Genomic DNA, 22,613 nt, shown 5'->3' on the forward strand with positions numbered 1-22,613 from the left:
AAGTTTCTATAATCAAATTTCACCACATCTACAAAACGTACATCATACCCGAAAAAAACTCAGGTACTCACAAGCACATTCATTAATAATCTAATAAACATGATAAATTATAGCTACATGTGGAAAAGCAGTCATCATAGTTAACATTGCTCAATGCAATAAACTTAGACCATCGCCATAAACACATAGCACATCTTATAGATACAGAAATTATACTAACAAAATCAATTAAAAAATATTGCAAAAATAAATAAAAAATAAAAATAAAAATAAATAATCATAATAATAGTAAATTAATAATTTATAACTAATTAATTAAAATAATATTTGATTAAAACAAAAATAAATTATAAAATTATCAAATAATTCCACAAATAATTCTAAAAAATCAAAGTAATAAAAAAAATAAAATAGTTAATAAAAACTTGAAATTTAGCATATCTCAAAATGAGCAAACACAAACACTATATAAAATTTTCTATTTAAACAAAAAATTTTCAAGAATATATTATCTTAAATTTCAATAATGAGAAATAAAATTATTTAAAAATAGCTAAAATATAAAATAAATTATAATTAAAATAAAATAAACAGAACAATATAAAATTAATAAAATTAAACTAATTTAAGATTATTAATCCATATTGAACAAAATACATTGAAAAATAGTTAAAAATTAGAAATTAACCAATCCATGAAGTCAACCTCACCAACTGGAAAATCTAGTTTATCTTCAATAACATATGAAATTACATTAACTGCTTCTTCAATTGATAATTTACTAACATCAATTTCAGAAATCTTGTCACCATACTCATCAAAAGCTTCCGCAGTACATACTCCCATTGCTTCAGCTTCCAAGTTTTCACGAATCTTGCTTTCAGAGTAATTACGGGCTTCAAGTCTTGGACGTAGAATATTTGGATTTACTCTCAAAACTATTACCTTATCCGCCCCAGAACATAAATGAGCCAAATGACCTTCAAATATGATTAACTCATCACTTTTTGAAATAATCTCTGAAACTTTTTCATCAAGCGCATCAATATCAATGATTTTATATCCTTTCTTATCATCAATTCCTAAAACAAAATCATTTTCAATAGCTAAATCATTGATTTTAATTAATTTACAATTCAATTTAGAAGACAATACTTCACTAATAGTTGTTTTACCAGTACATGGAGTACCAGTTATAAAAATAGTATTATTCATAATATCAAAAAAAAGAAGAATTATTTTTTAAGAATAATTCTTAAAACATCTTCATCGTCAAGTACATGATCAGGACCTACTTTCTGACCTGGGAATTTAACTGATGTTCCCCAAACCTTAGCATGACGGAAATTTTTCACAAACTCACGGTGAAGTTTACGGCATGCACCAATTACAGTAGTACCCTTCTTAATAACCAAAGGATCATTCATGTCTGCTTTTCTACCTTGCGGTTTTAAATAAACCCTAACCAAGTTAAGATTATCAAAAATAATATCCTTTAACTCATCGATATTAGTTTTCTTGTCAGCAGAAATTGGAATGAATTCTGGAATGTATTTCTTGAGTTCTTCAAGGTATGCATCATCTACAAGATCAACCTTATTTAATAAGATTTTCATTGGAACATATGATTTATTTCTATCAAGAACATCAATAAATTGATCCATAGTTACATCATCACGGAAAAGTATGTCTGCATTATGCATACCATACTCATTAATGATTGATCTAATGATTTTTTCATCCAAATGAGTAAGTGGGCAAGTTGATGAAATGTGAATACCACCAAGCTTTTTTCTTTTAACAGTTACATCAGGCTCTTTTTCATTAGGTCTGATACCAATATTTCTTAATTCATTTAAGATTACATCCAAGTGTTGTGGATTTAAAGTATCTAAAACAATTAAAATTAAATCTGCAGTTCTAGCAACGGATAAAATTTCTTTACCTCTTCCTTTACCACTACTTGCCCCTGTAATAATACCAGGAATATCAAATACTTGTATTTTAGCATTTTTATGTTCCATTACACCAGGAACAATATCTAATGTTGTGAATTGGTAAGCTCCAACTTTACTTTCAGCGTTAGTAATTTCATTTAAGAGAGTAGATTTACCAACAGACGGAAATCCAACAAGCACAACTGTTGCATCTCCAGTTTTTTTAACATGAAATCCTTGACCTTTATGGCCACCACTACTTCTTTGTAATGATTCTTCTTTTAATTTTGATAATTTAGCTTTAAGCTTACCGATATGATGTGAAGTAGCTTTATTATATGGTGTCTTTTGTATTTCATCTTCAATATCTTTTATTTTCTCCTCTATCCCCATTAAATCACCATATTTAATTATAATAAAAAAATAAGATTAGGAAAAATCCTAATCCAATAACTGCCAGTTAAGCTCCGGCAGTAGTTTTATCAAAGTTTACTTTAAACAGCATTACTCCATTTTCAGTGTGGACGTTTTCAAAGATGTCTTGACCTGCTCCACCATACAAGTATAATTTAGTAAACATTGAGTCTGCTAGTTCATTACTCATTAAGATTGGAGTGTACTGATTCTTTTCACCTATTAATAAAAGGGTGTAGTTTGCATCTTTTACATGTCCGACAGTTTGGTTTTTCATTACATATCCATCTTCAATAACAATTAAGTTTGAAATATTCAATGGATTATATGTAGTGTTGTTAACCATTATTTGTTCTCCACTGTCTGTATATACTGCTTCAGTATATGCAGTAGTTGAGTTGTTTCCTGAACCTCTTTGGATAACTGCATTTATAGTCATACCTTGATCATCAAGCAAGGACAATTTACCGGTTGAACCAGGATTTACTTTTACCTGTTCAGTTGGAATATAATAGTTGTAGTTTACAGAACTTTGATTTGTGAAGTTCCATGCACCGAAGTAACTCCACCAGCCAGCTTTTTGAAGCATATCGGAAGATGCAACAAATATTACCGGACGTGGGTTTTTAGGGTGTGTATAGCTAACAACCTCTTTTGCCTGAGCAGAAGTTAAATGGTACTTGCTTTGTAATGTTTTTTGAGCATCAGCAGATTTCATTGGTAAAATATCAATTAAGATATCAGTTGATTTACCAGTATCACCTGTGATGTTCACTAATGAATCAACAGCCTTTTCACCAGTTGTATCAAGCATTCTAAATATTCCTGCAGACAATTCCAAATCATCTGTTGTCATTGCCTTACCAAGCCAGAATGCACGGTCACCAGACTGTGAACCTCCATCGAATGTTACTTGTTTATCAGCAGCAATCTCAAAGAGGTAACCGAAGTCCCACCAGGATGTCAATACAGTATCATTACTTTGAGTTTCATTTACCCAAGTCATTGCATTCCACATTGAATCGCTTGTACCTGGAACAACAGTTTCTGAAGTCAAGTAAGCTCCACAAACACATGGAGTTACTAAAGCGAGTAAAATCGCTGCAATTGCAATTTGTTTTTTAAGTGGAATTGCCCTACCAGATGTTGCTTTAGGTTTGAGCACATAAATAGCTGCCGCACCAGCTGCAACAATTATTACAAATGCTAAAATTCCAAGAACAGTGTTTATAGTAGCGATTGGAACTGCAACAAAGATAGCTGCAATTGCAGTGATAGCTAACAATATTCTATCATCTGTGATTTTATTTCTGATATACTCCATTACGATACCTACAAAGATACCGGTTAAAAGAGCAAACGGCAATACAATTGTAGTAATGAATCTTGAACCTCTAGTTACAGCAAGAGCAGTTACAATAAGCCATACAACAAACAAAGTACCGTATAAGAGTGTTAATTTGTTATCAGACAATACATCAGATACAAATTCTAAATTATATTTGCTCAAATCAATTTTAAGTTTACGGGTATTGTCAAGTCTTTTAGATGATGACAATCTTTCAGATTTGTGTGGTTTAGCATTTGAATCTGTTTTGACTGAATCTCCTCTGAGTCTTAATATGTTTCTTACGAACAAGTATGCAACAGTTAAACCAGCAAATAAAACACCAATACCACCAATACCGTTTACAGCACCATTAGTGTTAGCTAGGAATAATGAGTTCATACCGCTTCCAAGCATGGATGGAATTTGCATCTCAGCAACAGATACGAGTACGTTAGGGAAACCAGAAATAGTTCTGGATGCAGATTGCAATGAAAGTAATGAAAGTAAACTTCCAAATAATCCAGTTACACCATCTAAACCTTTGAATATCGCAAGACCTATAAATCCTATAACTCCTAAAAGTACAATGGATTTCAAAGCATCTTGATGGATAAACCATTCCCATTTACTTGGATATTGTGAAGAGTCATCTTCACCAACATTAAAGTAATAGCAAGCAATTAGATAGACAACTGAGAATATTCCCATAAGACCTACATAAAATATGTAACCTGTCCATGATTGAGAGAATAGACCAATTGATACAATAGATAAAATTGCAAATAGAACTTTATACTTGATGTCTTCCGCCCTTATACATTCTATGAAGAAGAATATAAAGAACAGTGAAAATATGTAATAGAACATATCTGTATCGAAAAATCCTGGGAAAGTGTGCGCAAAGTAGTTTGGAGCAAGAGCTATAATCAAAGTTGCAACAATCGCACCATATGTATTTGTTAATCTTCTTGAGAAAATATATGCTGGAATTACTGCAAGAGTTGATATGATTGCACCGGTCCAGAATGCAACTTCTCTAACTGTATGATCTCCTCCAAAGACATCGTGCAGGAATGAAGTTACATATACAATTCCCAGTTCATAGTTAATCTCATTACCTGTAGGAGCATATCTATGCATATCCCACGCACTAACATTAATTATCTGATCACCAACATAACCATGATCAACATAATCTTCAGTCAACCTTAAGTTATAATATGAATCCATTTCACTGAAATAAGGAAGACCAGAAGAATCAACATATTCTCCTTTAGCCTCATCAGTAATTAATGGTAAATCTGCAGCAGGCATTTTTAAAGCAAAAACAACTGCGAGCAAAATTAAAATAATAAAAACTGATTTGACTATTGTCATTTTTGTTTCTTTATTCATCGAATTCCTCGTTTTCGTTTTCATAATATTGTTTCGAATTTCAAAACAATGATAATAATTATTAAAGTAAATTTAATACAAAATAAAAATATAGAAAAAATATTTTTATTAGATTATATGTTTATTTTTCAACATTATTAAGCATTATGCATATCATAAATGTTAACAAAAATGATTATAATTTAAAAAATTGTTAAAAAAATAAAGAATAATTCTAAAAATAGTAAAAAACATCATCAAAAAATATGATGACAATGTAAATTGATTAAAAATAAAGTAAACTTAAAAAGTTATTTTAGTTTACTTTGAAGTTCATCAACAGAACATGTAAACCTGCATTTCGGAAAACCCTTACAACCGATGAATTCGCCATAACGTCCAGAACGTTTTAAAAGAGGTTTACCACATTCAGGACATTTTCCAACTTCAGTAGGCTTATGAATCTTGGTTTTATCTTTCCCACAATTTGGATCCAAACATGCACGTTGGCGAGGTTTACCAAATGATATGATTGGAAGGCCACATTTTTCACAGGTTTTCTTAAGGAAATTAGTTCCCTTTGGAATTGAATAACTAGTAGTACAGTCAGGATAGTTAGCACAACCGACAAATGAACTTTTAGTTTTCGGAGAATATCTTTTTACAAGATTTCCACCACAGGCAGGACAAGTCCCAACAATATTACTTTCCTGATATGATTCATACAGTTTAGTACCTATTTCTTTTGAGTTTTTAGTAATATCATCCAAAATAACCTTAACTTCCTTTTCACCTTCATCGATGATTTCAACACGAGTTGACTTATTGTTGCTTATTCCATCAAGTTTAAGCTGCAAGTCACGAGTAAGTTCCTCTGAAGTTAAATTATTACAATATGTACTCAATGTATCGACCATATTTTCCCCTAACTGATTTACTTCAATTTGCTGAGTACCAGTTATGTATTTACGGTCATATAACTTATCAATAATATCCGCACGAGTTGCTTTAGTACCAAGTTCCCTTTTTTCAAGTTCCTTGATAAGTGAAGCCTGATTGTATCTTGCAGGAGGTTTGGTTTCTTTTTCATCGGAAATTAACTCCAAGACTTTCATCAAGTCTCCTTCCTTAACATCAGGAAAAGCTTCATCATCAATTTTTCTAAATGGATAATGTTCCATCCATCCTTTATGAGTAACTCTTCTGCGTTTGAAACGGAATTTTTCACCTTCAATGTCCAAAGTAGTACTCATGGTTTCGAATTTAGCAGCTTCAAAGAAAACTGAAATAAATCTATAAACGATGAGTTCATAAATCTTTTTATCATCTTTAGACAAACCTTGAGGCAATATTCCGGTTGGGTGGATTGCAGGATGAGCTGCATCATCTTTTTTACCATTGTTAGGTTTTAATTTGGATGGAAGCTGATTAATATGTTTTTTAAACTCTCCATCATGACTCAATTGACCGAAAATTGATTTGAAATCAAGACTTTCAGGCAATTTTTGTGAAGATGTACGAGGGTAAGATGTATATCCTGAAGTATAAAGGTTTTGAGCAATTGTCTGTGTCTTTTTAGGTGAAAAACCAAAGACATTATATGCCTCAGACTGAAGACCACCTAAGTTGAATGGTACTGGAGGCTTGGTTGTGGATTCAGACAATTTAATATTATCAACTACAGCATCTTTTCCTTGACATTTAGTCATGATCTCTTCAGCTCTAGCCTTATCAAATATTTTGCCGTCAACATGATTTACTTCAATGTCACCTTCAACAATAGCTTTGATTAGCCAGTAAGGTTCAGGAATAAAATCTTTGATTTCTTTTTCCCTTTCGACTAAAATGGATAAAGTAGGTGTTTGAACACGTCCTGCAGATAATTTTAAAAATCTGTGTTTAGCATTGCTTACAGATTTCATTAATGCTTTGGAAATGTTTACACCAAAATAATAATCCAAGACATGCCTTGCAATACCAGTATCAACCTGATTCATGTCCAATTCTATTCTATTGTCATAAGCCTCAAGCAAATCCTTTTTAGTTAAAGTGGAAAATTTCATACGAGAAACTTTGCTTAAATTTTCTTGACCGCAAGCGTATTTTAATACATTATAACCAATTAAAGTTCCTTCAGTATCGTAATCGCAAGCATGAATATAGGAATCTGCATTCTTTCCGAGTTTTTTAATAGCTCTTACATAATCTTTAGTAAATCCACTGCCTTTTTTATTAACTTCATAAGCAGGAGCCCAGTGAAGATCAAAGTAGACCTTATCTTTAGGATTATTAGGAGTAAGTGAATAAAGGTGTCCAACAGCAGATACAACAGTGATATCCTTTGAATCCTTTTTAAGTTCCCAATATTTTACTTTTTTATTATATACTTTCTTTTTTGCACTTGGAGAAAGTGCTTTTGCAATTTTCTCAGCAGACGTTGGCTTTTCACATACAATTACTTCATGCATTTTATACTACCCTCACAGTTTAAAAAAAATAATACTGAATATAATATAAACTAAGACATTATATAAAAATATTTTGAAAAAAAGTTGAGATTAAAAAATTAAAAAAAAATTATAATTCTTCATTATAAAAACGGTAAAAATCAGCACAAAAATCACAAATCGGATATTTTCCATTACGGTAGTATCCAAGTTCGGCCTTATTCATATCAAATTTTTTACCACAAATAAAACAAGTTTCGATTTTTTCTTCTGCCATGTTAAGACCTGAAAAAAATAAAAAAAGAATAGGTTAAATGCTTAACCTATGTTGTATTTTTGTAAGAGTAAAATCTCTTCGGTAGATACTTTTCCACCTTGTTTAAATTTAGCGAAGATTTCTTCAGCTCTTTCTTTTTCTTCACGGTTTCTGGTAGGTCCGTTAGAAGGTTTGTTATCAGATCTTTTTTTCTTAGGTCTGTTGGAACCTAATTTTTTGTTGATTACATGAATATCACTTAAGATAGCTTTAAATTCTTCATGTTTAGCAGATGCATTTTTACGTGCTTCGATGAATTTTTTGTGTGCTTCATCAGCTGCGGTTCTGATATCATCAGTTTTTCTGAAGTAAACAAGCATTTCTTCGTGAGCTGCTTGAGCTTTTTCGGAAAGAGTGATAACTTTTTCGTGTTCTTCTTCAGATAATTTTTTGAGTTCTTGAGATTCACCTTGAATAGATTCATCTTCATGAATTTTCATTAATTGTTTTCTGAGATCGTTTGCATTTTTAACAAGCTGATTTTCTTTTTTAATGTCTAAAACACGAGTTTCAATGATTTTATCAATTTTTTTGATTTCATTTACTATTTTAATTTTATCGCGTTTACCAGAAGACCATTCTAAACTTTTAATTTTGTTATTAGCTTCATTACGAGCTTTTTTAGCAGCTTCAACAGCTTTGTTAATTTCATTACGTTCGTTTCTGAACTCAATAGCTTTGTTTAAGTTTTCTTTTAAAGATGCATTTAATTCATCTCTAATTTTACGTTGTTCTTTAGCTATTTTGTTGAAGTTTTCTCTTTCATCAGCAACTTTGGAGATTTCAGCTTCTTTTTCATCTTTTTGTTTTTTAACACCTTCCATGGTGTCAGCGAGAACAAAATCAGATTTTGGAAGAGTGTTTTCTTCTTCAGCTTTTTCTTCTACAGTTTCAGTTTCAGCATCATCAGTGGTTAATTGATTAAGGATTTTTTCTGAGACTTTAGTTAAGTCTTTTTCATCTATTACAACATCAGCAATTTCTTTTACGGAATCTTTTGCGTTGAATGCAATTCCGTAACCTGCTGATTCAATCATGGAAATGTCGTTAGCGCCATCTCCAACAGCAACTACTTCATCTAAAGCAATTCCTGCTTCTTCAACTAATCCGTTTAAAACATCTAATTTAGAACCAGATACTAAAGGACCAGTCACTTCACCAGTTAATTTACCATCTTCGACTGTGAAACTATTAGTGTAAACTTTGTCTACTCCAAGTTTTTCACTAATTTTTTCAGCCACTGCATCAAAACTACCACTAATGATAGCTACATCTACGTCATTATCTTTTAAAGATTTGATAGTTTCTTCAGCACCAGGCATTAAAGAGAGCTCATCAGCAACTTTTTCGATGTCTTCGATTGCGACACCTTCAAGAAGTTGAACTCTGTCTTTAATAGAAGTCTCAAAGTCAATTTCACCTTGCATAGCTTTTTCAGTAATTGCAGCTATGTCTTCTTCAACATTTGCTAATTTTCCTATCTCATCTATTGCTTCACCATCAATAATAACGTTATCTAAGTCAAATACTACAAGTTTAATCAATAATACCACCAATTATATTAAATCTAGCTCACTTAATCTATCGTAAGCTCTTTCGACACCTAATTTAGCGTCGCTTTTAGTTTTAGCTCCGGTACATACTACTTTACCTGAGCCAAATAATAATAAAACCACTTTAGGGTCAGATAATCTGTATACTAAACCAGGGAATTGTTCCGGTTCATATTCAGTATCTTCGAGTTCTAAAGCTACGGCTTCTAAGTTTAATGTGGATTCTAAGTTAGCAGAAGCCACAATGTTTTGAATTTTAATTTCAAACTCATGAGGAATTTCAGTATCAATAGTCCTCATTAAATCTACAGTTTTTTTGATTGCCAATTTAGAATCATCTATAGATTTTGCTCCAGTACACACAAGCTTACCAGAGCTAAATATTAATGCTGCTGTTTTAGGATCTTTTAGTTTAAAAACTAATCCTGGAAACTGTTCACGATTAAAATTAACCCCTTCTAAAGCTTGAGACACTTCAGTAAGAACAATGTCTTTACCAATGCTTGCAGAAGCAACAATGTTTTCAATTTTTATTTCAACATCGGTCAATTTAAAACCTCCTTAATTATTAAAAGTAGAATAGTAAAATTTAAGAAAACAAAAAATTAGTTAAATTTTTACTAATAAACTATTTACTTTAAATAGTATATAAAGGTATGTTTATTTAAATGATATATTGAAAATTTAAAAAAAATCATGATTTTTTTAATTTTGAAAATAAGATTTTATTTATATATAAAATTTAAAATAATAATAAGATAATAGTTATTTATAAATGTTACTAATTTTCAGTAACTTTTTTAAAAAAATATTAGATTATAAAGATTAACTTAAAAATAAAACATATTAGTTAGATGATAAAATGATAGAAGTTGAAGTAAAAGCTAAAATTGCAAGTTTTGGTGAGATGGAAAAAAGACTAGAAAGTATTGGTGCAACAAAAAGTAAAAAAGAATTCCAAGAAGACATCTACTTTAATAGCCCTATTGTTGATTTCGCTGAGAGTGATGAAGCACTAAGAATTAGAACAACTAAAGAAAATGATGAGGTTAATATTTTTATAACCTATAAAGGTCCAAAAATAGATAAGGAATCAAAAACAAGAAAAGAAATCGAAATGGGTATTGCAGACTCCGAGAAATGTTCTGACATATTTGAAGCAATCGGTTTTAAGAAAGTGAGAACCGTCAGGAAAAACAGACAATATTATACTTATGAAAACTTCGAAATATCATTAGATGACATTGAAGGTCTTGACCCGTATATGGAAATTGAAATCGGATTAGAAGATGGAAAAGACTATTCAAATGCACAAAAAGCTATTTTTGAATTATTTGAAAAATTAGGCATCACTGATGGATTTGAAAGAACTTCATATTTAGAACTATTAGAAAACTTAAATAATAACTAACTAACATATATTTATATTCAAATTAATTTTTATAAGAAGTGATGATATTGCAATATTTTATTAGTCATTATAATAAAGAAAATGAGTTAAATTTCCCTGAAGATTTACTCATTTACGATACAACCTTAAGAGATGGGGAACAAACTCCAGGAGTTTGTTTTAGTTTTGATGAAAAAATGGAAATAGCAAGAAAACTTGATCAATTTAAGATTCACCAAATTGAAGCAGGTTTCCCAATAGTTTCTGAAAAGGAAAAGGAAACCGTAAAGGCTATTGCTAATGAAGGTCTCGATGCTACAGTAATTGCATTAACAAGAACCAAAAAAGAAGATATTGATGTAGCACTTGACTGTGATGTAGGCGGAATCATTACTTTCGTTGGAACATCAGACATTCATTTAGACCACAAAATGCACATTACACGTCAAGATGCAATCAACTTATGTGAAACTGCTGTTGATTATGCTAAGGATCATGGATTATATGTTGCATTTTCAGCAGAAGATGCTACAAGAACAGATATTGAATTCTTAAAAAGAATCTATTCAAAAGCTGAAGAATGCGGTGCAGATAGAGTGCACATTGCAGACACTACTGGTGCTATCACACCACAAGGAATTGATTACCTCGTGCGTGAACTCGTAAAAGATTTGGATGTAAACCTTGCGCTTCACTGTCACAATGACTTTGGTCTTGCAGTTATCAACTCAATTACCGGTATCTTAGCAGGTGCAAAAGGTATTTCAACAACAGTCAACGGTATTGGAGAAAGAGCAGGTAACGCTTCATTAGAAGAATTAATTATGGCATTAAGAATCCTTTATGGAAAAGACTACGGATTCAAAACCAAATACATTAAGGAATTATCCGACCTCGTATCAAAAGCTAGCGGACTTCCAATCCCATACAACAAACCTGTTGTTGGAAACAATGTATTCAGACATGAATCTGGAATTCACGTTGATGCTGTTATTGAAGAACCTTTATGTTATGAACCGTATCTTCCTGAATTAGTTGGGCAAAAAAGACAACTTGTTTTAGGTAAGCATTCAGGATGCAGAGCAGTAAGGGCTAAATTAAATGAATGTGACATTGATGTAAGTGATGATCAACTTATCCAAATTGTAAGAGAAGTTAAAAAGTCCAGAGAAGAAGGAAAATACATCAACGATAAAATATTCAAAGAAATTGTTAAAAAAATCAGCAAAAAGGAATAGATTACAATGAATATTACTGAAAAAATATTATCTGCAAAAGCAGGCCATGAAGTAACTCCTGGTGAAATCATTGAAATCCCAGTTGATCTTGCAATGTCCCATGATGGAACATCCCCCCCAGCAATCAAAACATTTGAAAAAGTAGCTGAAAAGGTATGGGATCCAGAAAAAATAGCTATTATATTTGATCATAACATTCCTGCAAATACAATCGGTTCTGCAGAATTTCAAAAAGTCTGTCGTGAATTTATTAAAACTCAAAATATTAATAAAAACTTCATTCACGGTGAAGGAATATGCCACCAAGTTGTCCCTGAAATGGGATTAGTTGAACCTGGAATGGTTGTTGTTGGTGCTGACTCACACACATGTACTTATGGTGCATTTGGAGCATTTTCAACAGGTATGGGTGCAACTGACCTTGCAATGGTTTGGGCAACTGGTAAAACATGGTTTATGGTTCCTGAAGCTATCAAAATGGAAGTTGAAGGTGAATTAAACCCACATATTGCACCAAAAGATGTAATATTAAACATCATTGGAGAAGTAGGAATTGCAGGTGCAACCTACAAAACCGCAGAATTCTGTGGTGAGACCATAGAAAACATGGGAGTTGAAGGAAGAGCAACCATGTGTAATATGGCAATTGAAATGGGTGCTAAAAATGGTATAATGGAGCCTAACCGTGAAGTTATTGATTACATTTGCCAAAGAACCGGCAAAAAAGAATCTGAATTAAATATTGTAAAATCTGATGCAGATGCAGTTTATTCAAAAGAAATGCACTTTGACATTACAGATATGGAACCACAAATTGCATGTCCAAATGACGTGGACAATGTAAAAGCAATTTCTGAAATTGATGGAACTGTTATAAACCAATGTTTAATCGGATCATGTACCAATGGTAGACTTTCTGATTTAAAAGATGCAGCAGAAATATTAGAAGGTAAAAAAATTAACGAGGACATTAGATTAATCATTCTCCCAGCTTCAAGAGAAATCTACAAACAAGCAATGCATTTAGGATACATTGACACATTCATAGATGCAGGAGCTATTATTTGTAATCCTGGATGCGGTCCATGTCTTGGAGGACATATGGGAGTATTATCTGAAGGAGAATCATGTATCTCAACTACAAACAGAAACTTTAAAGGTAGAATGGGTGACCCTAAGTCTTCAGTATATTTATCTAATTCTAAAGTAGTTGCAGCTTCAGCAATTGAAGGTGTTATTACAAATCCAAAAGATTTATAGTGATAAAAAATGTCTGAGCCAAAAAATGAAGCAAATAGAGGCCTTATTGATAAAATAAATCAAGTTGAAAAGGAATATGGTAGAAATTTCTCAAATACCCAGAAGATTTTAATGACAACTGATGGGTCAATTACCGCAATTTTAGATGTGTTGTATGGAAAGATTACTCTTTCCACTCTTGACCAACATTTCGAAGATGCAGATAAAGATCATGCAAAATTAGTAAATGTTGATGAAGGAGAAGAGATTAATTACCGTGAAGTTATAATGCACAGAGACGGAAAACCTTTAATTTATGCAATATCACACATTCCGTTATCCAGATGTACAAAAGATGTTTGTGCTGATTTAATCAGAGCAGACATACCAATCGGTAGAATCTTAAAGAATTACCATATTGAATCCAGAAGAGAAATCAAGAACATATGGATTGAAAAACCTAACGAGACTTTAAAAGAATTATTTGGCACTGATGAAGATATGCTCGCAAGAGATTATGTCATCATTAACCAGGACAGAATCCTAATGTGGATTAAGGAAGTATTCCCAATCAGCTATTTTACAGAAATATAATCAAGGTGAAAGAATGGGTGTTAAACTAAAAGATATAATTGAACCTGAATCAATTAGTTTTAAAGATTTAGAAGGAAGAACCGTATCAATAGATGCATTCAACACACTTTTTCAATTCTTATCTACAATTAGACAAAGGGATGGAAGACCACTAACAGATGAAAATGGAAACATCACATCACATTTAAGTGGAATATTATATAGAAACTCTTCAATGGTTGAAAAAGGCATTAAGCCTATTTATATCTTTGATGGTAAAGCACCAGAGCTTAAAAGTGAAACCCAAGCTAAAAGAAGAGAAGTAAGAGATGAAGCTGAAAAAATCTATAAGGATGCATTAGCTAAAGGTGATACCGAGAAGGCACGCAAATATGCGATGAGATCATCTAAATTATCACCTGAAATCATTGAATCTTCTAAAAAACTGTTAACCTTGATGGGAATTCCATATGTTGATGCAAAAGGTGAAGGTGAAGCACAAGCAGCTTATTTAGTTCAGAATGGAGACGCATATGCTGTTGCATCACAAGATTACGATTGCCTATTGTTCGGAGCTAAAAGAGTTGTTAGAAACCTTGCAGTTAATTCCAATCTTGGAAATCTAGAATACTATCAATTAGATAAAGTCTTAAGAGAATTAGACACAACAAGAGAAGAATTAATCGATATGGGAATCTTGATTGGAACTGATTTCTGTGCTGGTCTAAAAGGAGTCGGTGCTAAAACTGCCCTTAAATTAGCCCATAAAGGACAATTGAAAGAAAAAATAGCTGAACTTCAAAAAGAATCAACCCATGATTTGGATGAAGTTCGTGAAATTTTCTTAAACCATAATGTAAATACAGATTACAAAATCAAATGGGAAAAACCTAAAAAAGATAAAATTATCGAATTTTTATGTTACGAACATGGTTTTTCCGAAGATCGCGTATCCAAAGCATCAGACAAACTTAAAAACTTGACTTCATCTCAAGGTAGTCTTGATGCATGGTTCTAAAATAAAAAAAGTTGTTAGAAGAAAATTTTCTTCAAATATTATTCATTTTTAATCGCATTAGCAATAGCTTCTGCATTTTCTATTCTTTTTTCTTTTTCAGATATTTCTACCTGATTGAAAATATCATTATAGAATGTTTGACCATCACGCACATACCTAAATTTAAAATGAGAAGAAGTAGTTGCAATTTCAACAGTTCCATAACCTATAATTTTACCAATTAAACCATTACTGTATGATACTGAGTCAATTTTATTTAATGGGCTTTGCATTTGAGTGGTGGAAATTAAACCACATTTACCAAATACTCTTTTATTTGTTAAAATTAAATCATTATTTTTATAACCATAGTATCTAATTAAGAACCATATCAAACCGACTACAGTAAAGACATTAATAAAACCTAATAGAACAAAAGCTGGGAAAAATCCTGCTGAAGCAGACAATATCATTTCAAAAATCCAAATTGCAATTCCTATCCCAATAACAATTAACGGAAGATATAAACATCCGACATGAATCTGAGAACTCCTAATAACCTTTTCACCAGGAATCATATCAATTTTATATTCACTGAATGGACCATTAGCAGAATTATTATAATTTCTATTAGTTGAAGGTCCACTTTCACCAGATTTAGTTCCACATTCATTACAGAAAACAGAACCCTCTTCTAATTTGGTTCCACAATTTTTACAAAATTTAGCCATATTATCACCGAATAAAATATATTACTAATAATATATAAACAATGTTGATATACGACAATATTTAAATTGATTCCCAGGTCAATTCTTCAATTTCAAGATCATACCATTCAGAATAATAAAATTCTAAGCCATCACAATCCAAAAGAAATGATATAAAATCTTCATCAGGTTCAAATTCTCTGCATAACATTTGATAAGCAACATATTCTTTTGTTCCTGCACGATAGGGATTTTGTGGAATCTTCCAAGTTAATTCCTTATTTTCATCAAAGTATTGTATCGGATCTTCTACTTCTCCAAAATAATCCATATCCAATACTCCCTTAATTTGAACATCACGATAGAATTTATGAGTAATGTAAAAAACAACCATACAATTATTAAAATCCATTAAATTCATCTCCTTAATATGGTGGGAAATCCTTACCAAATACTTTTTCTGCATATCTCATAGCCATATGAACCTGATCAGCATGCTTTTTTAGCATTTCTTTTTCAAAGTGTTCCCTTGATGGAGAACTTAAAATTAAATTAAGCAATTCTTCATAAGTTTCAATAGCTAAATCTTTATTAAAATTATATTTTTCAACAGATTCAGAGTTTAATTTTTCAAAACAAGGAAATTCCAATGTTTTACACACAGTTTCTGTTGAAAAGTAAGTCATCCTAATTAATGGAGATACTGATGAGACCAAAACATGATTCCCCAATTTAATAAGAGGTGGAATACCTGTTTTTTTATATCGCTCCATTGAAGTTAACTTATCATAATTCTTAAGGTCATAACAATGAAGTTCCGTGTAAAAATCAGGACGTAAATCTTCAATCAAATCCAAAACTTTCAGCCCTATTTCGGATTTATAATATTTCTTATCAACAGTTGAAATATACGGAGTTTTATCAAAATTATAAAAGTAAAACTGACCATTTGATAAATTTTCATCTTTAATTCTTTTAATGAATTTTAAAGATGTTACACCTTCATTACCGTGAAGTCCTCCGATAAATAGCTTAGTTGGACCTTCACCATTATCGATGTATTTAAAAAAAGACATAAAAATAAAAAAATGAAGGAATTAGGTTCCTTCTTGCCAGTTGGACATGTAAGCTTTTTGTTTATCAGTTAATGAATCGATTTCAATTCCCATAGCTTTTAATTTCATTGTAGCTACATTGTAGTCGATTGCATCTGGTGCTTTGGTTACGCCTACAGGCAAATCATTTTCCAAAATATGTTTTGCAGATAATGCTTGTACAGCAAAACTCATATCCATAATTTCAGCAGGGTGTCCTTGTCCACGTGCTGCAGATAAGTTTACTAAACGACCGTCTGCAAGCAAGTAGATTTTACGTCCATCTTTGGTAGTAAATTCTTCAATACTTTCACGTACTTCTTTTACGCCAGTTGAAATAGCTTCAAGGTCAGGTCTGTTAATTTCTACATTGAAGTGTCCAGAGTTTGCAAGCATACATCCATCTTTCATGTATTTGAAGTCATCACCTGAGATGATATCTGCATTACCAGTTACTGTAATTATTAAGTCAGACTGTTTTACAGCTTCACGAATAGTCATTACTCTGTATCCATCCATTCTTGCTTCAAGTGCTCTGATTGGATCTACTTCAGTTACGATAACATCTGCACCGAGACCTGCTGCTCTCATAGCAAGTCCTCTTCCACACCATCCGTATCCACAGACAGTTACAGTTTTACCAGCAATTACCATATTGGTAGTTCCCATGATTGCATCGAAACTGGATTGTCCTGTTCCATATCTATTATCGAACAAGTATTTTGTGTATGCATCGTTTACTGCAATAACAGGGAATTTTAATGCACCATCAGCATGCATTGCTTGAAGTCTGTGTACACCAGTAGTGGTTTCTTCACAAGCTCCTTTAATATGAGATAACAACTCAGTTCTTTCATTGTGGAGAACCATAATCATGTCTGCACCATCATCAATGATTATGTCTGGTTTATGGTCAAGTACCATGTTAATGGTTTGGTAGTACTCTTCATCGTCTTGTTCTCTCCAACCATAAACGTTTAATCCTAAATCAGCTGCTCCTGCAACTGCATCGTCATGAGTGGATAATGGGTTACAGCCAGTCATTGCAACTTCAGCTCCACCAGCCATTAATGTTAAACCTAAGTTGATGGTTTTAGGTTCTAAATGTAAACATGAACCGATAGTAATTCCTTTGAAAGGTTGGGTTTCTAAGTATTCTTGTTTGATGTGTTCTAAAACAGGCATGTGTTTTTGAACCCATTCAATTTTCCTAACACCTTCAGGTGCTAAAGACATATCTTTAACTTTACTCATAAAAATTACTCCTAATAAGAATGATATGATAATAATTATATTTTTTATAACCTTTATAATTATAGTATTTTTTATAAAATTTATACAAAAAAACAAAACAAAACAATAAAATAATAATTAAAAAAATTAAATACCAATTAAAAAGGTGATAACATGACTCAAAAAATAGCTTTAGCATCATATGATGGAATGAGTCCAAACGGTTTAGTTGGACGTGTTGCATGTGGTGACTCCAGAAAAACTAATGACAATATAATTTCAATATGCATGGGATCCACTTCTGCAGACATTGAAGGGAAAAATAATGAAATGCTCAAAAAATACCCTATAATTGCGGTTAATGGATGCAGTGGAAATTGTGTCAATAAAATCTTAAATTCAAAAGGAATTAATTGAAGATACAATTAAAGTTCATGAAATTCTTGAGGACAGCGATTTTATATCAACAGATCCCTTTAGATTAGGGGAAGCTGGAGAAGAATGTGTTAAGTTAGTAACTGAAGAAATAAACAATAGAATTAAAAATATTTGAGAGATATTATGCCCATGTTGAAAAATCCTTGAAATTATTTGAATCTAAATTTAATTGTGCCCAATCAGTATTTGCATCATTTAGTGAAGAATTGGGTCTTGATGAAAAACAAGCACTCAAAATTGGAGGATGCTTTGGAAGTGGAATGAGAAAAGGCGAAGTCTGTGGGGCGTGTACCGGTGCATTAATGGTATTAGGTTTAAAATATGGTCAAAATGAAGTTGGAGATATTGAAAACAAATTAAAATCAGATAAAGCATCATTGAAAACAGTTATCTGCAAAAATTGTGGTAAAACATTTAAAACAAATAAAGAAACTGAGTACTGTTCAAAATGCAGAAAAAAATTAAATGAATAATAAAAATTATATGAAAATTCCAAAAAAAGCAAAAAGTATAAATATAATAGTACAGTAAAATTATATTGTTAGATGCCGGGGTGGCTCAGCTGGTTAGAGCGCACGGCTCATAGGGTAATAATGCAGTGCTCTGACATATTCCTGGGATACCGTGAGATCGCGGGTTCGAATCCCGCCCCCGGCATCCTAAAATCCCAGGAATCCATCTAACTTACTTTTTTTAAAAATTTATTTAAAATAATAATAATTTTATACTTATTTTATCAAAGTTAATAATACTTATTAGAATTATTGAGGTTTGAAATGTTATATAATACACTTGGAAAAACTGGCCTTGAAGTATCAAGACTCGGTTTTGGAACAATGAGACTACCTACAACCAATTCCAATGCAGATATTGATGAAATGGAAGCATCAAAAATGTTAACATATGGAATTGAAAATGGAATAAACATAATTGATACAGCATATCCTTACCATAGTGCAGGAATTGACGGTAATGGAAACAGTGAAAAGTTTCTTGGAAAATACTTGAAGGAAAATAACTTAAGAGACGAAATTTTATTACAGACAAAATCACCATCATGGTTAATTGAAGAAAAGGATGATTTTGATAAATATCTTGACATTCAACTTGAAAAATTGCAAACCGATTACATTGATTTATACTTACTTCATTCATTGACAGTTCCAGATTGGAATAAAGTACATGACTTAGGTGTTTTAGACTTCTTGGATGACTGTTTAAGCAGTGGTAAAATCAAACACATAGGATTTTCATCACATATAGAAGTGGACTATTTGATTGAAATACTGGACGAATATCCTAAATGGGAAGTTGCATTAACACAGATGAACTACCTCGACGAATATTACCAATCAGGAGTTATGGGACTTAATTACTTAAAGGAAATCAATGTCGGCAGTATGATTATGGAACCTCTTCGTGGAGGAAGATTAGTAAACAACATTCCAAAAGACATTCAGCAATTATGGGATACTGCAGAAAAGAAAAGAACCCCTGTTGAATGGGCACTACAATACTTATGGAACAGAGATGATGTTGACTGTGTCTTTAGTGGTATGACCAGCTTGGAACAGGTTAAGGAAAATGTTAGAATCGCATCTACTGAAGATATCATAAGTGAAAATGACCATGAATTGATCAGAGAAGTTGCAAGAACCTACAGGAGTTATCTTGGAAACAGCTGCACCAGATGCGGTTACTGTATGCCCTGCCCTCATGGTGTTGACATCATAAACTGCTTAACCGAATATAATATCGCACATATGATGCAAGATCCAAAAGCAAGTGCAATGCAGTACTTCGCATTGATTGATGATGATTCAAGGGCAGACAGCTGCGTGAGTTGTGAAGAGTGCATACCATTTTGTACTCAAATGTTGAATATTCCAGAAGAACTCCAGAAAGTATACGAATACTTCGGTAGTGAATTCGATCATTTCTAAAAAGGTGAAAAAATGCCGACTAGATACATTGGAGACGGATATTGGGAAATTGCTTCCCGTCAGATGAGCATTGTTACAAGAAGCAAACAGCAAAAATTTAAAGATTCAAAAATTACAATAATAGGTTGCGGAGGTATCGGAGGCCAAACCATTGAAATGCTTGCAAGAATGGGTGTTGGAGAGCTTATTTTAGTTGATGAGGATGCTTTCGACATGTCAAATTTGAACAGACAGAATTTTGCAACCTTGACTGATGTCGGAATACCTAAAAGTGAAGTTGCAAAAGATAAAGTCAGACTAATAAACCCATATGTTAAAGTAACAAGTTTTAATGAACATGTCGATGAAAGCAACATTGATAAAATCATTTCAGACTCAGATATTGTTATTGATGCATTGGACAATGTATTGACAAGAGTTATTGCATCAAGAAAAGCAAATGAGAAAAAGATTCCATTCATACATGGTGCAATTCATGGAACCTTAGGTCAGATTACAACATTTTTACCAAACACAAAAAGCTATGAAGAAATGTTCAACCTACCTTCCGTCGGAAAAGAGCTTACCGAAGAAGTCATTGAAAGTTTAAAAAATGTTACATCCGGCACACCCCCAGTTATTGGTCCAACACCAAATTTAATTGGTTGTATTCAAGCAATGGAAGCTTATAAAATCATAACTGGAATTGGAAAGGTTACTGTGGCTCCAAAAATTTTAACTTTTGATTTATTAGATTTAGGTTCATTTTTTATGAATGAAATCTAAACATTAAATCAAATTTTCACTCTTTTTTTTATATTGATTTGAACAAAAGCATATTTTGTTTCATAAATAAATACAATTATTTTAATTAAAATATACAAAATCTATACATTAATATAGTAAAAATTGCATAATACAAATATATAACTATTTTCTACAAATGTTTATATACTACGAGATTAAGATATAACACTCGATGGAAAGTATTTTCCGACTATGTTAAATTAATCATGATTAATTTATTATGGAGCTTGATTTGATGAGCGATATTCCAGAAGAAAAAATTGAAAAAATAACCGAAATTATGAAAGAGGATAATATCAAATTTATCCGTTTACAATTTGTTGATATTAACGGTACCGTGAAAAACATTGTAATTCCATTCAATCCAGGAGATGATATGAATGAATTATTCAATGAAGGTATGTTATTTGACGGATCATCCATTGCAGGATTCGTTGGAATTAATGACAGTGATTTAGTCTTAAAACCAGATATCAATACTTACTCCAGACTCTCTTGGAGACCAGAAGAATCTGCAACCTGTAGATTTATCTGTGACGTATGGACCCCTGAGAAAAAACCATTTGCAGGAGATCCAAGAGGAGTTCTTAAAAAATCATTATCCCACATTAAAGATATGGGATTACAATACAACATTGGTCCTGAACCAGAATTCTTCATTGTAGATATTGATGAAAACGGTTACCCAATGCCTTACGATGATGCAGGATACTTTGATGTAGAACCTCTCGACAAAGGACCTGATTTCAGAAGAGAATTAACTTTAAACTTAGAAGACTTAGACTTTGAAGTAGAAGCTTCCCACCACGAAGTAGCTCCAGGTCAAAACGAAATTGCATTCAAATTCAAAGATGCGCTTAAAACTGCAGATGCAGTAATTACATTCAAACAAGCTATTAAAGCTATTGTAGACAATATGGCTACTTTTGACCAATTAGACTACAGAGTAACATTTATGCCAAAACCTTTCTTCGGTGTAAGTGGTAGTGGAATGCACTGTCACCAATCCGTATTTAAAGGAGACAAAAATCTCTTTTCAGACCCAGATTCTGAAACTGGACTTTCCCAAGATGCACTTTACTTCATGGGAGGATTATTAAAACACGCTCCAGCAATTACGGCAATTACTAACCCAATTGTAAACTCATACAAACGTTTAGTACCAGGTTATGAAGCACCAGTTTACAGAGCATACGGATTCAGAAACAGATCCGCTTTAATCAGAGTTCCAGCAGCACGTGGAAAAGCAACCCGTATTGAATACAGATCTCCAGACCCTGCATGTAACCCATACTTAGCATTTACCGTAATGCTTGAAGCAGGTATTGACGGTATTGTCAATAAAATTGACCCAGGTGACCCTGTGGAACTTGATATCTACAGTATGAGCGAAGAAGAAAGAATTAACAGAGGAATTGAAGTCTTACCAACAAGTTTATGGGAAGCATACCACTCACTTGAAGAAGACCCATTAATCCTTAATGCATTAGGTTCCCACGTAAGTGAAAAGTTCTTAGAACTCAAATACCAAGAATGGGACGAATATCGTGTTCAAGTATTTGGATACGAACAGAAAAAATATTTAGATATCTAAATCTAAA

At 32.2% G+C, this 22,613-nt stretch carries 21 protein-coding genes and 1 tRNA gene; 11 read left to right on the forward strand and 11 right to left on the reverse strand.

Annotated features, from left to right (window positions below):
• Window positions 1-669: 669 nt before the first annotated feature.
• From MR875_06730 to MR875_06760, 7 genes are all read right to left on the reverse strand, one after another.
• Window positions 670-1,215, reverse strand: a complete 546-nt coding sequence (locus tag MR875_06730) for an adenylate kinase family protein (protein MCI6994530.1) — start codon at window positions 1,213-1,215, stop codon at window positions 670-672.
• Window positions 1,216-1,235: 20 nt separating this feature from the next.
• The gene (locus tag MR875_06735; protein ID MCI6994531.1) at window positions 1,236-2,330 is read right to left on the reverse strand and encodes a GTP-binding protein; all 1,095 of its coding nucleotides are present in this window, start codon (window positions 2,328-2,330) and stop codon (window positions 1,236-1,238) included.
• A 67-nt stretch (window positions 2,331-2,397) separates the two neighbouring features.
• The gene (locus MR875_06740) at window positions 2,398-5,076 is read right to left on the reverse strand and encodes a dolichyl-diphosphooligosaccharide--protein glycosyltransferase subunit STT3 (protein ID MCI6994532.1); all 2,679 of its coding nucleotides are present in this window, start codon (window positions 5,074-5,076) and stop codon (window positions 2,398-2,400) included.
• 290 nt (window positions 5,077-5,366) lie between these two features.
• Window positions 5,367-7,523, reverse strand: a complete 2,157-nt coding sequence (gene topA, locus MR875_06745) for a DNA topoisomerase I (protein MCI6994533.1) — start codon at window positions 7,521-7,523, stop codon at window positions 5,367-5,369.
• 109 nt (window positions 7,524-7,632) lie between these two features.
• Window positions 7,633-7,779, reverse strand: a complete 147-nt coding sequence (locus tag MR875_06750; GenBank protein ID MCI6994534.1) for a hypothetical protein — start codon at window positions 7,777-7,779, stop codon at window positions 7,633-7,635.
• A 41-nt stretch (window positions 7,780-7,820) separates the two neighbouring features.
• Complete coding sequence (gene serB / locus MR875_06755) at window positions 7,821-9,362, reverse strand: phosphoserine phosphatase SerB (GenBank protein MCI6994535.1); 1,542 nt, start codon at window positions 9,360-9,362, stop codon at window positions 7,821-7,823.
• A 12-nt stretch (window positions 9,363-9,374) separates the two neighbouring features.
• Window positions 9,375-9,920, reverse strand: coding sequence for a TATA-box-binding protein (locus MR875_06760; protein MCI6994536.1), 546 nt, complete (start codon window positions 9,918-9,920; stop codon window positions 9,375-9,377).
• A 313-nt stretch (window positions 9,921-10,233) separates the two neighbouring features.
• On the opposite strand from MR875_06760, the gene cyaB reads away from it, so the two are divergent.
• The 5 genes from cyaB to fen are packed head-to-tail and all read left to right on the forward strand — an operon-like array spanning window position 10,234 to window position 14,829.
• Entirely contained in the window at window positions 10,234-10,782 is a 549-nt protein-coding gene (gene cyaB / locus MR875_06765; protein ID MCI6994537.1) for a class IV adenylate cyclase, read from the forward strand.
• Window positions 10,783-10,829: 47 nt separating this feature from the next.
• The gene (locus tag MR875_06770) at window positions 10,830-11,999 is read left to right on the forward strand and encodes a homocitrate synthase family protein (protein MCI6994538.1); all 1,170 of its coding nucleotides are present in this window, start codon (window positions 10,830-10,832) and stop codon (window positions 11,997-11,999) included.
• A gap of 6 nt (window positions 12,000-12,005) precedes the next feature.
• Window positions 12,006-13,259: a homoaconitase large subunit gene (hacA, locus tag MR875_06775; protein MCI6994539.1), complete on the forward strand. Its 1,254-nt coding sequence runs from the start codon at window positions 12,006-12,008 to the stop codon at window positions 13,257-13,259.
• A gap of 9 nt (window positions 13,260-13,268) precedes the next feature.
• Entirely contained in the window at window positions 13,269-13,832 is a 564-nt protein-coding gene (locus tag MR875_06780) for a chorismate lyase (protein ID MCI6994540.1), read from the forward strand.
• A 13-nt stretch (window positions 13,833-13,845) separates the two neighbouring features.
• Window positions 13,846-14,829, forward strand: a complete 984-nt coding sequence (gene fen, locus MR875_06785; GenBank protein MCI6994541.1) for a flap endonuclease-1 — start codon at window positions 13,846-13,848, stop codon at window positions 14,827-14,829.
• Between the two features lie 38 nt (window positions 14,830-14,867).
• Here fen and MR875_06790 read toward each other — a convergent pair whose 3' ends face one another.
• From MR875_06790 to MR875_06805, 4 genes are all read right to left on the reverse strand, one after another.
• On the reverse strand, window positions 14,868-15,539 hold the full coding sequence (locus MR875_06790) for a PH domain-containing protein (protein ID MCI6994542.1): 672 nt from the start codon (window positions 15,537-15,539) through the stop codon (window positions 14,868-14,870).
• 61 nt (window positions 15,540-15,600) lie between these two features.
• A complete protein-coding gene (locus tag MR875_06795) occupies window positions 15,601-15,930 on the reverse strand; it encodes a hypothetical protein (protein ID MCI6994543.1) in 330 nt (109 codons plus the stop codon).
• 13 nt (window positions 15,931-15,943) lie between these two features.
• Entirely contained in the window at window positions 15,944-16,594 is a 651-nt protein-coding gene (locus MR875_06800; protein ID MCI6994544.1) for a DUF2119 domain-containing protein, read from the reverse strand.
• Between the two features lie 21 nt (window positions 16,595-16,615).
• On the reverse strand, window positions 16,616-17,866 hold the full coding sequence (locus tag MR875_06805; protein ID MCI6994545.1) for an adenosylhomocysteinase: 1,251 nt from the start codon (window positions 17,864-17,866) through the stop codon (window positions 16,616-16,618).
• Between the two features lie 153 nt (window positions 17,867-18,019).
• On the opposite strand from MR875_06805, the gene MR875_06810 reads away from it, so the two are divergent.
• The 6 genes from MR875_06810 to glnA all read left to right on the forward strand — a co-directional run bounded on the left by MR875_06810 (window position 18,020) and on the right by glnA (window position 22,606).
• Window positions 18,020-18,262, forward strand: a complete 243-nt coding sequence (locus MR875_06810; protein MCI6994546.1) for a putative zinc-binding protein — start codon at window positions 18,020-18,022, stop codon at window positions 18,260-18,262.
• 164 nt (window positions 18,263-18,426) lie between these two features.
• The gene (locus MR875_06815) at window positions 18,427-18,756 is read left to right on the forward strand and encodes a C-GCAxxG-C-C family protein (protein MCI6994547.1); all 330 of its coding nucleotides are present in this window, start codon (window positions 18,427-18,429) and stop codon (window positions 18,754-18,756) included.
• Between the two features lie 74 nt (window positions 18,757-18,830).
• A tRNA-Met gene (locus tag MR875_06820) sits at window positions 18,831-18,940 on the forward strand.
• 119 nt (window positions 18,941-19,059) lie between these two features.
• Entirely contained in the window at window positions 19,060-20,226 is a 1,167-nt protein-coding gene (locus tag MR875_06825; protein ID MCI6994548.1) for an aldo/keto reductase, read from the forward strand.
• A gap of 12 nt (window positions 20,227-20,238) precedes the next feature.
• Window positions 20,239-20,991: a HesA/MoeB/ThiF family protein gene (locus MR875_06830; GenBank protein ID MCI6994549.1), complete on the forward strand. Its 753-nt coding sequence runs from the start codon at window positions 20,239-20,241 to the stop codon at window positions 20,989-20,991.
• A 256-nt stretch (window positions 20,992-21,247) separates the two neighbouring features.
• Window positions 21,248-22,606, forward strand: a complete 1,359-nt coding sequence (gene glnA, locus MR875_06835) for a type I glutamate--ammonia ligase (GenBank protein ID MCI6994550.1) — start codon at window positions 21,248-21,250, stop codon at window positions 22,604-22,606.
• The last annotated feature ends 7 nt before the right edge of the window (window positions 22,607-22,613 follow it).

Source organism: Methanobrevibacter sp., from assembly GCA_022775905.1.
Taxonomy (GTDB): Archaea; Methanobacteriota; Methanobacteria; order Methanobacteriales; family Methanobacteriaceae; genus Methanocatella.

Coding starts and splice junctions, on each gene's coding strand:
- hacA (MCI6994539.1), top strand. CDS start 12,006: ATGAATATTACTGAAAAAATATTATCTGCAAAAGCAGGCCATGAAGTA.
- MR875_06790 (MCI6994542.1), bottom strand. CDS start 15,539: ATGGCTAAATTTTGTAAAAATTGTGGAACCAAATTAGAAGAGGGTTCT.
- MR875_06795 (MCI6994543.1), bottom strand. CDS start 15,930: ATGGATTTTAATAATTGTATGGTTGTTTTTTACATTACTCATAAATTC.
- MR875_06800 (MCI6994544.1), bottom strand. CDS start 16,594: ATGTCTTTTTTTAAATACATCGATAATGGTGAAGGTCCAACTAAGCTA.
- MR875_06780 (MCI6994540.1), top strand. CDS start 13,269: ATGTCTGAGCCAAAAAATGAAGCAAATAGAGGCCTTATTGATAAAATA.
- MR875_06825 (MCI6994548.1), top strand. CDS start 19,060: ATGTTATATAATACACTTGGAAAAACTGGCCTTGAAGTATCAAGACTC.
- fen (MCI6994541.1), top strand. CDS start 13,846: ATGGGTGTTAAACTAAAAGATATAATTGAACCTGAATCAATTAGTTTT.
- MR875_06730 (MCI6994530.1), bottom strand. CDS start 1,215: ATGAATAATACTATTTTTATAACTGGTACTCCATGTACTGGTAAAACA.
- MR875_06830 (MCI6994549.1), top strand. CDS start 20,239: ATGCCGACTAGATACATTGGAGACGGATATTGGGAAATTGCTTCCCGT.
- glnA (MCI6994550.1), top strand. CDS start 21,248: ATGAGCGATATTCCAGAAGAAAAAATTGAAAAAATAACCGAAATTATG.
- MR875_06810 (MCI6994546.1), top strand. CDS start 18,020: ATGACTCAAAAAATAGCTTTAGCATCATATGATGGAATGAGTCCAAAC.
- cyaB (MCI6994537.1), top strand. CDS start 10,234: ATGATAGAAGTTGAAGTAAAAGCTAAAATTGCAAGTTTTGGTGAGATG.
- MR875_06740 (MCI6994532.1), bottom strand. CDS start 5,076: ATGAATAAAGAAACAAAAATGACAATAGTCAAATCAGTTTTTATTATT.
- MR875_06805 (MCI6994545.1), bottom strand. CDS start 17,866: ATGAGTAAAGTTAAAGATATGTCTTTAGCACCTGAAGGTGTTAGGAAA.
- MR875_06750 (MCI6994534.1), bottom strand. CDS start 7,779: ATGGCAGAAGAAAAAATCGAAACTTGTTTTATTTGTGGTAAAAAATTT.
- MR875_06735 (MCI6994531.1), bottom strand. CDS start 2,330: ATGGGGATAGAGGAGAAAATAAAAGATATTGAAGATGAAATACAAAAG.
- topA (MCI6994533.1), bottom strand. CDS start 7,523: ATGCATGAAGTAATTGTATGTGAAAAGCCAACGTCTGCTGAGAAAATT.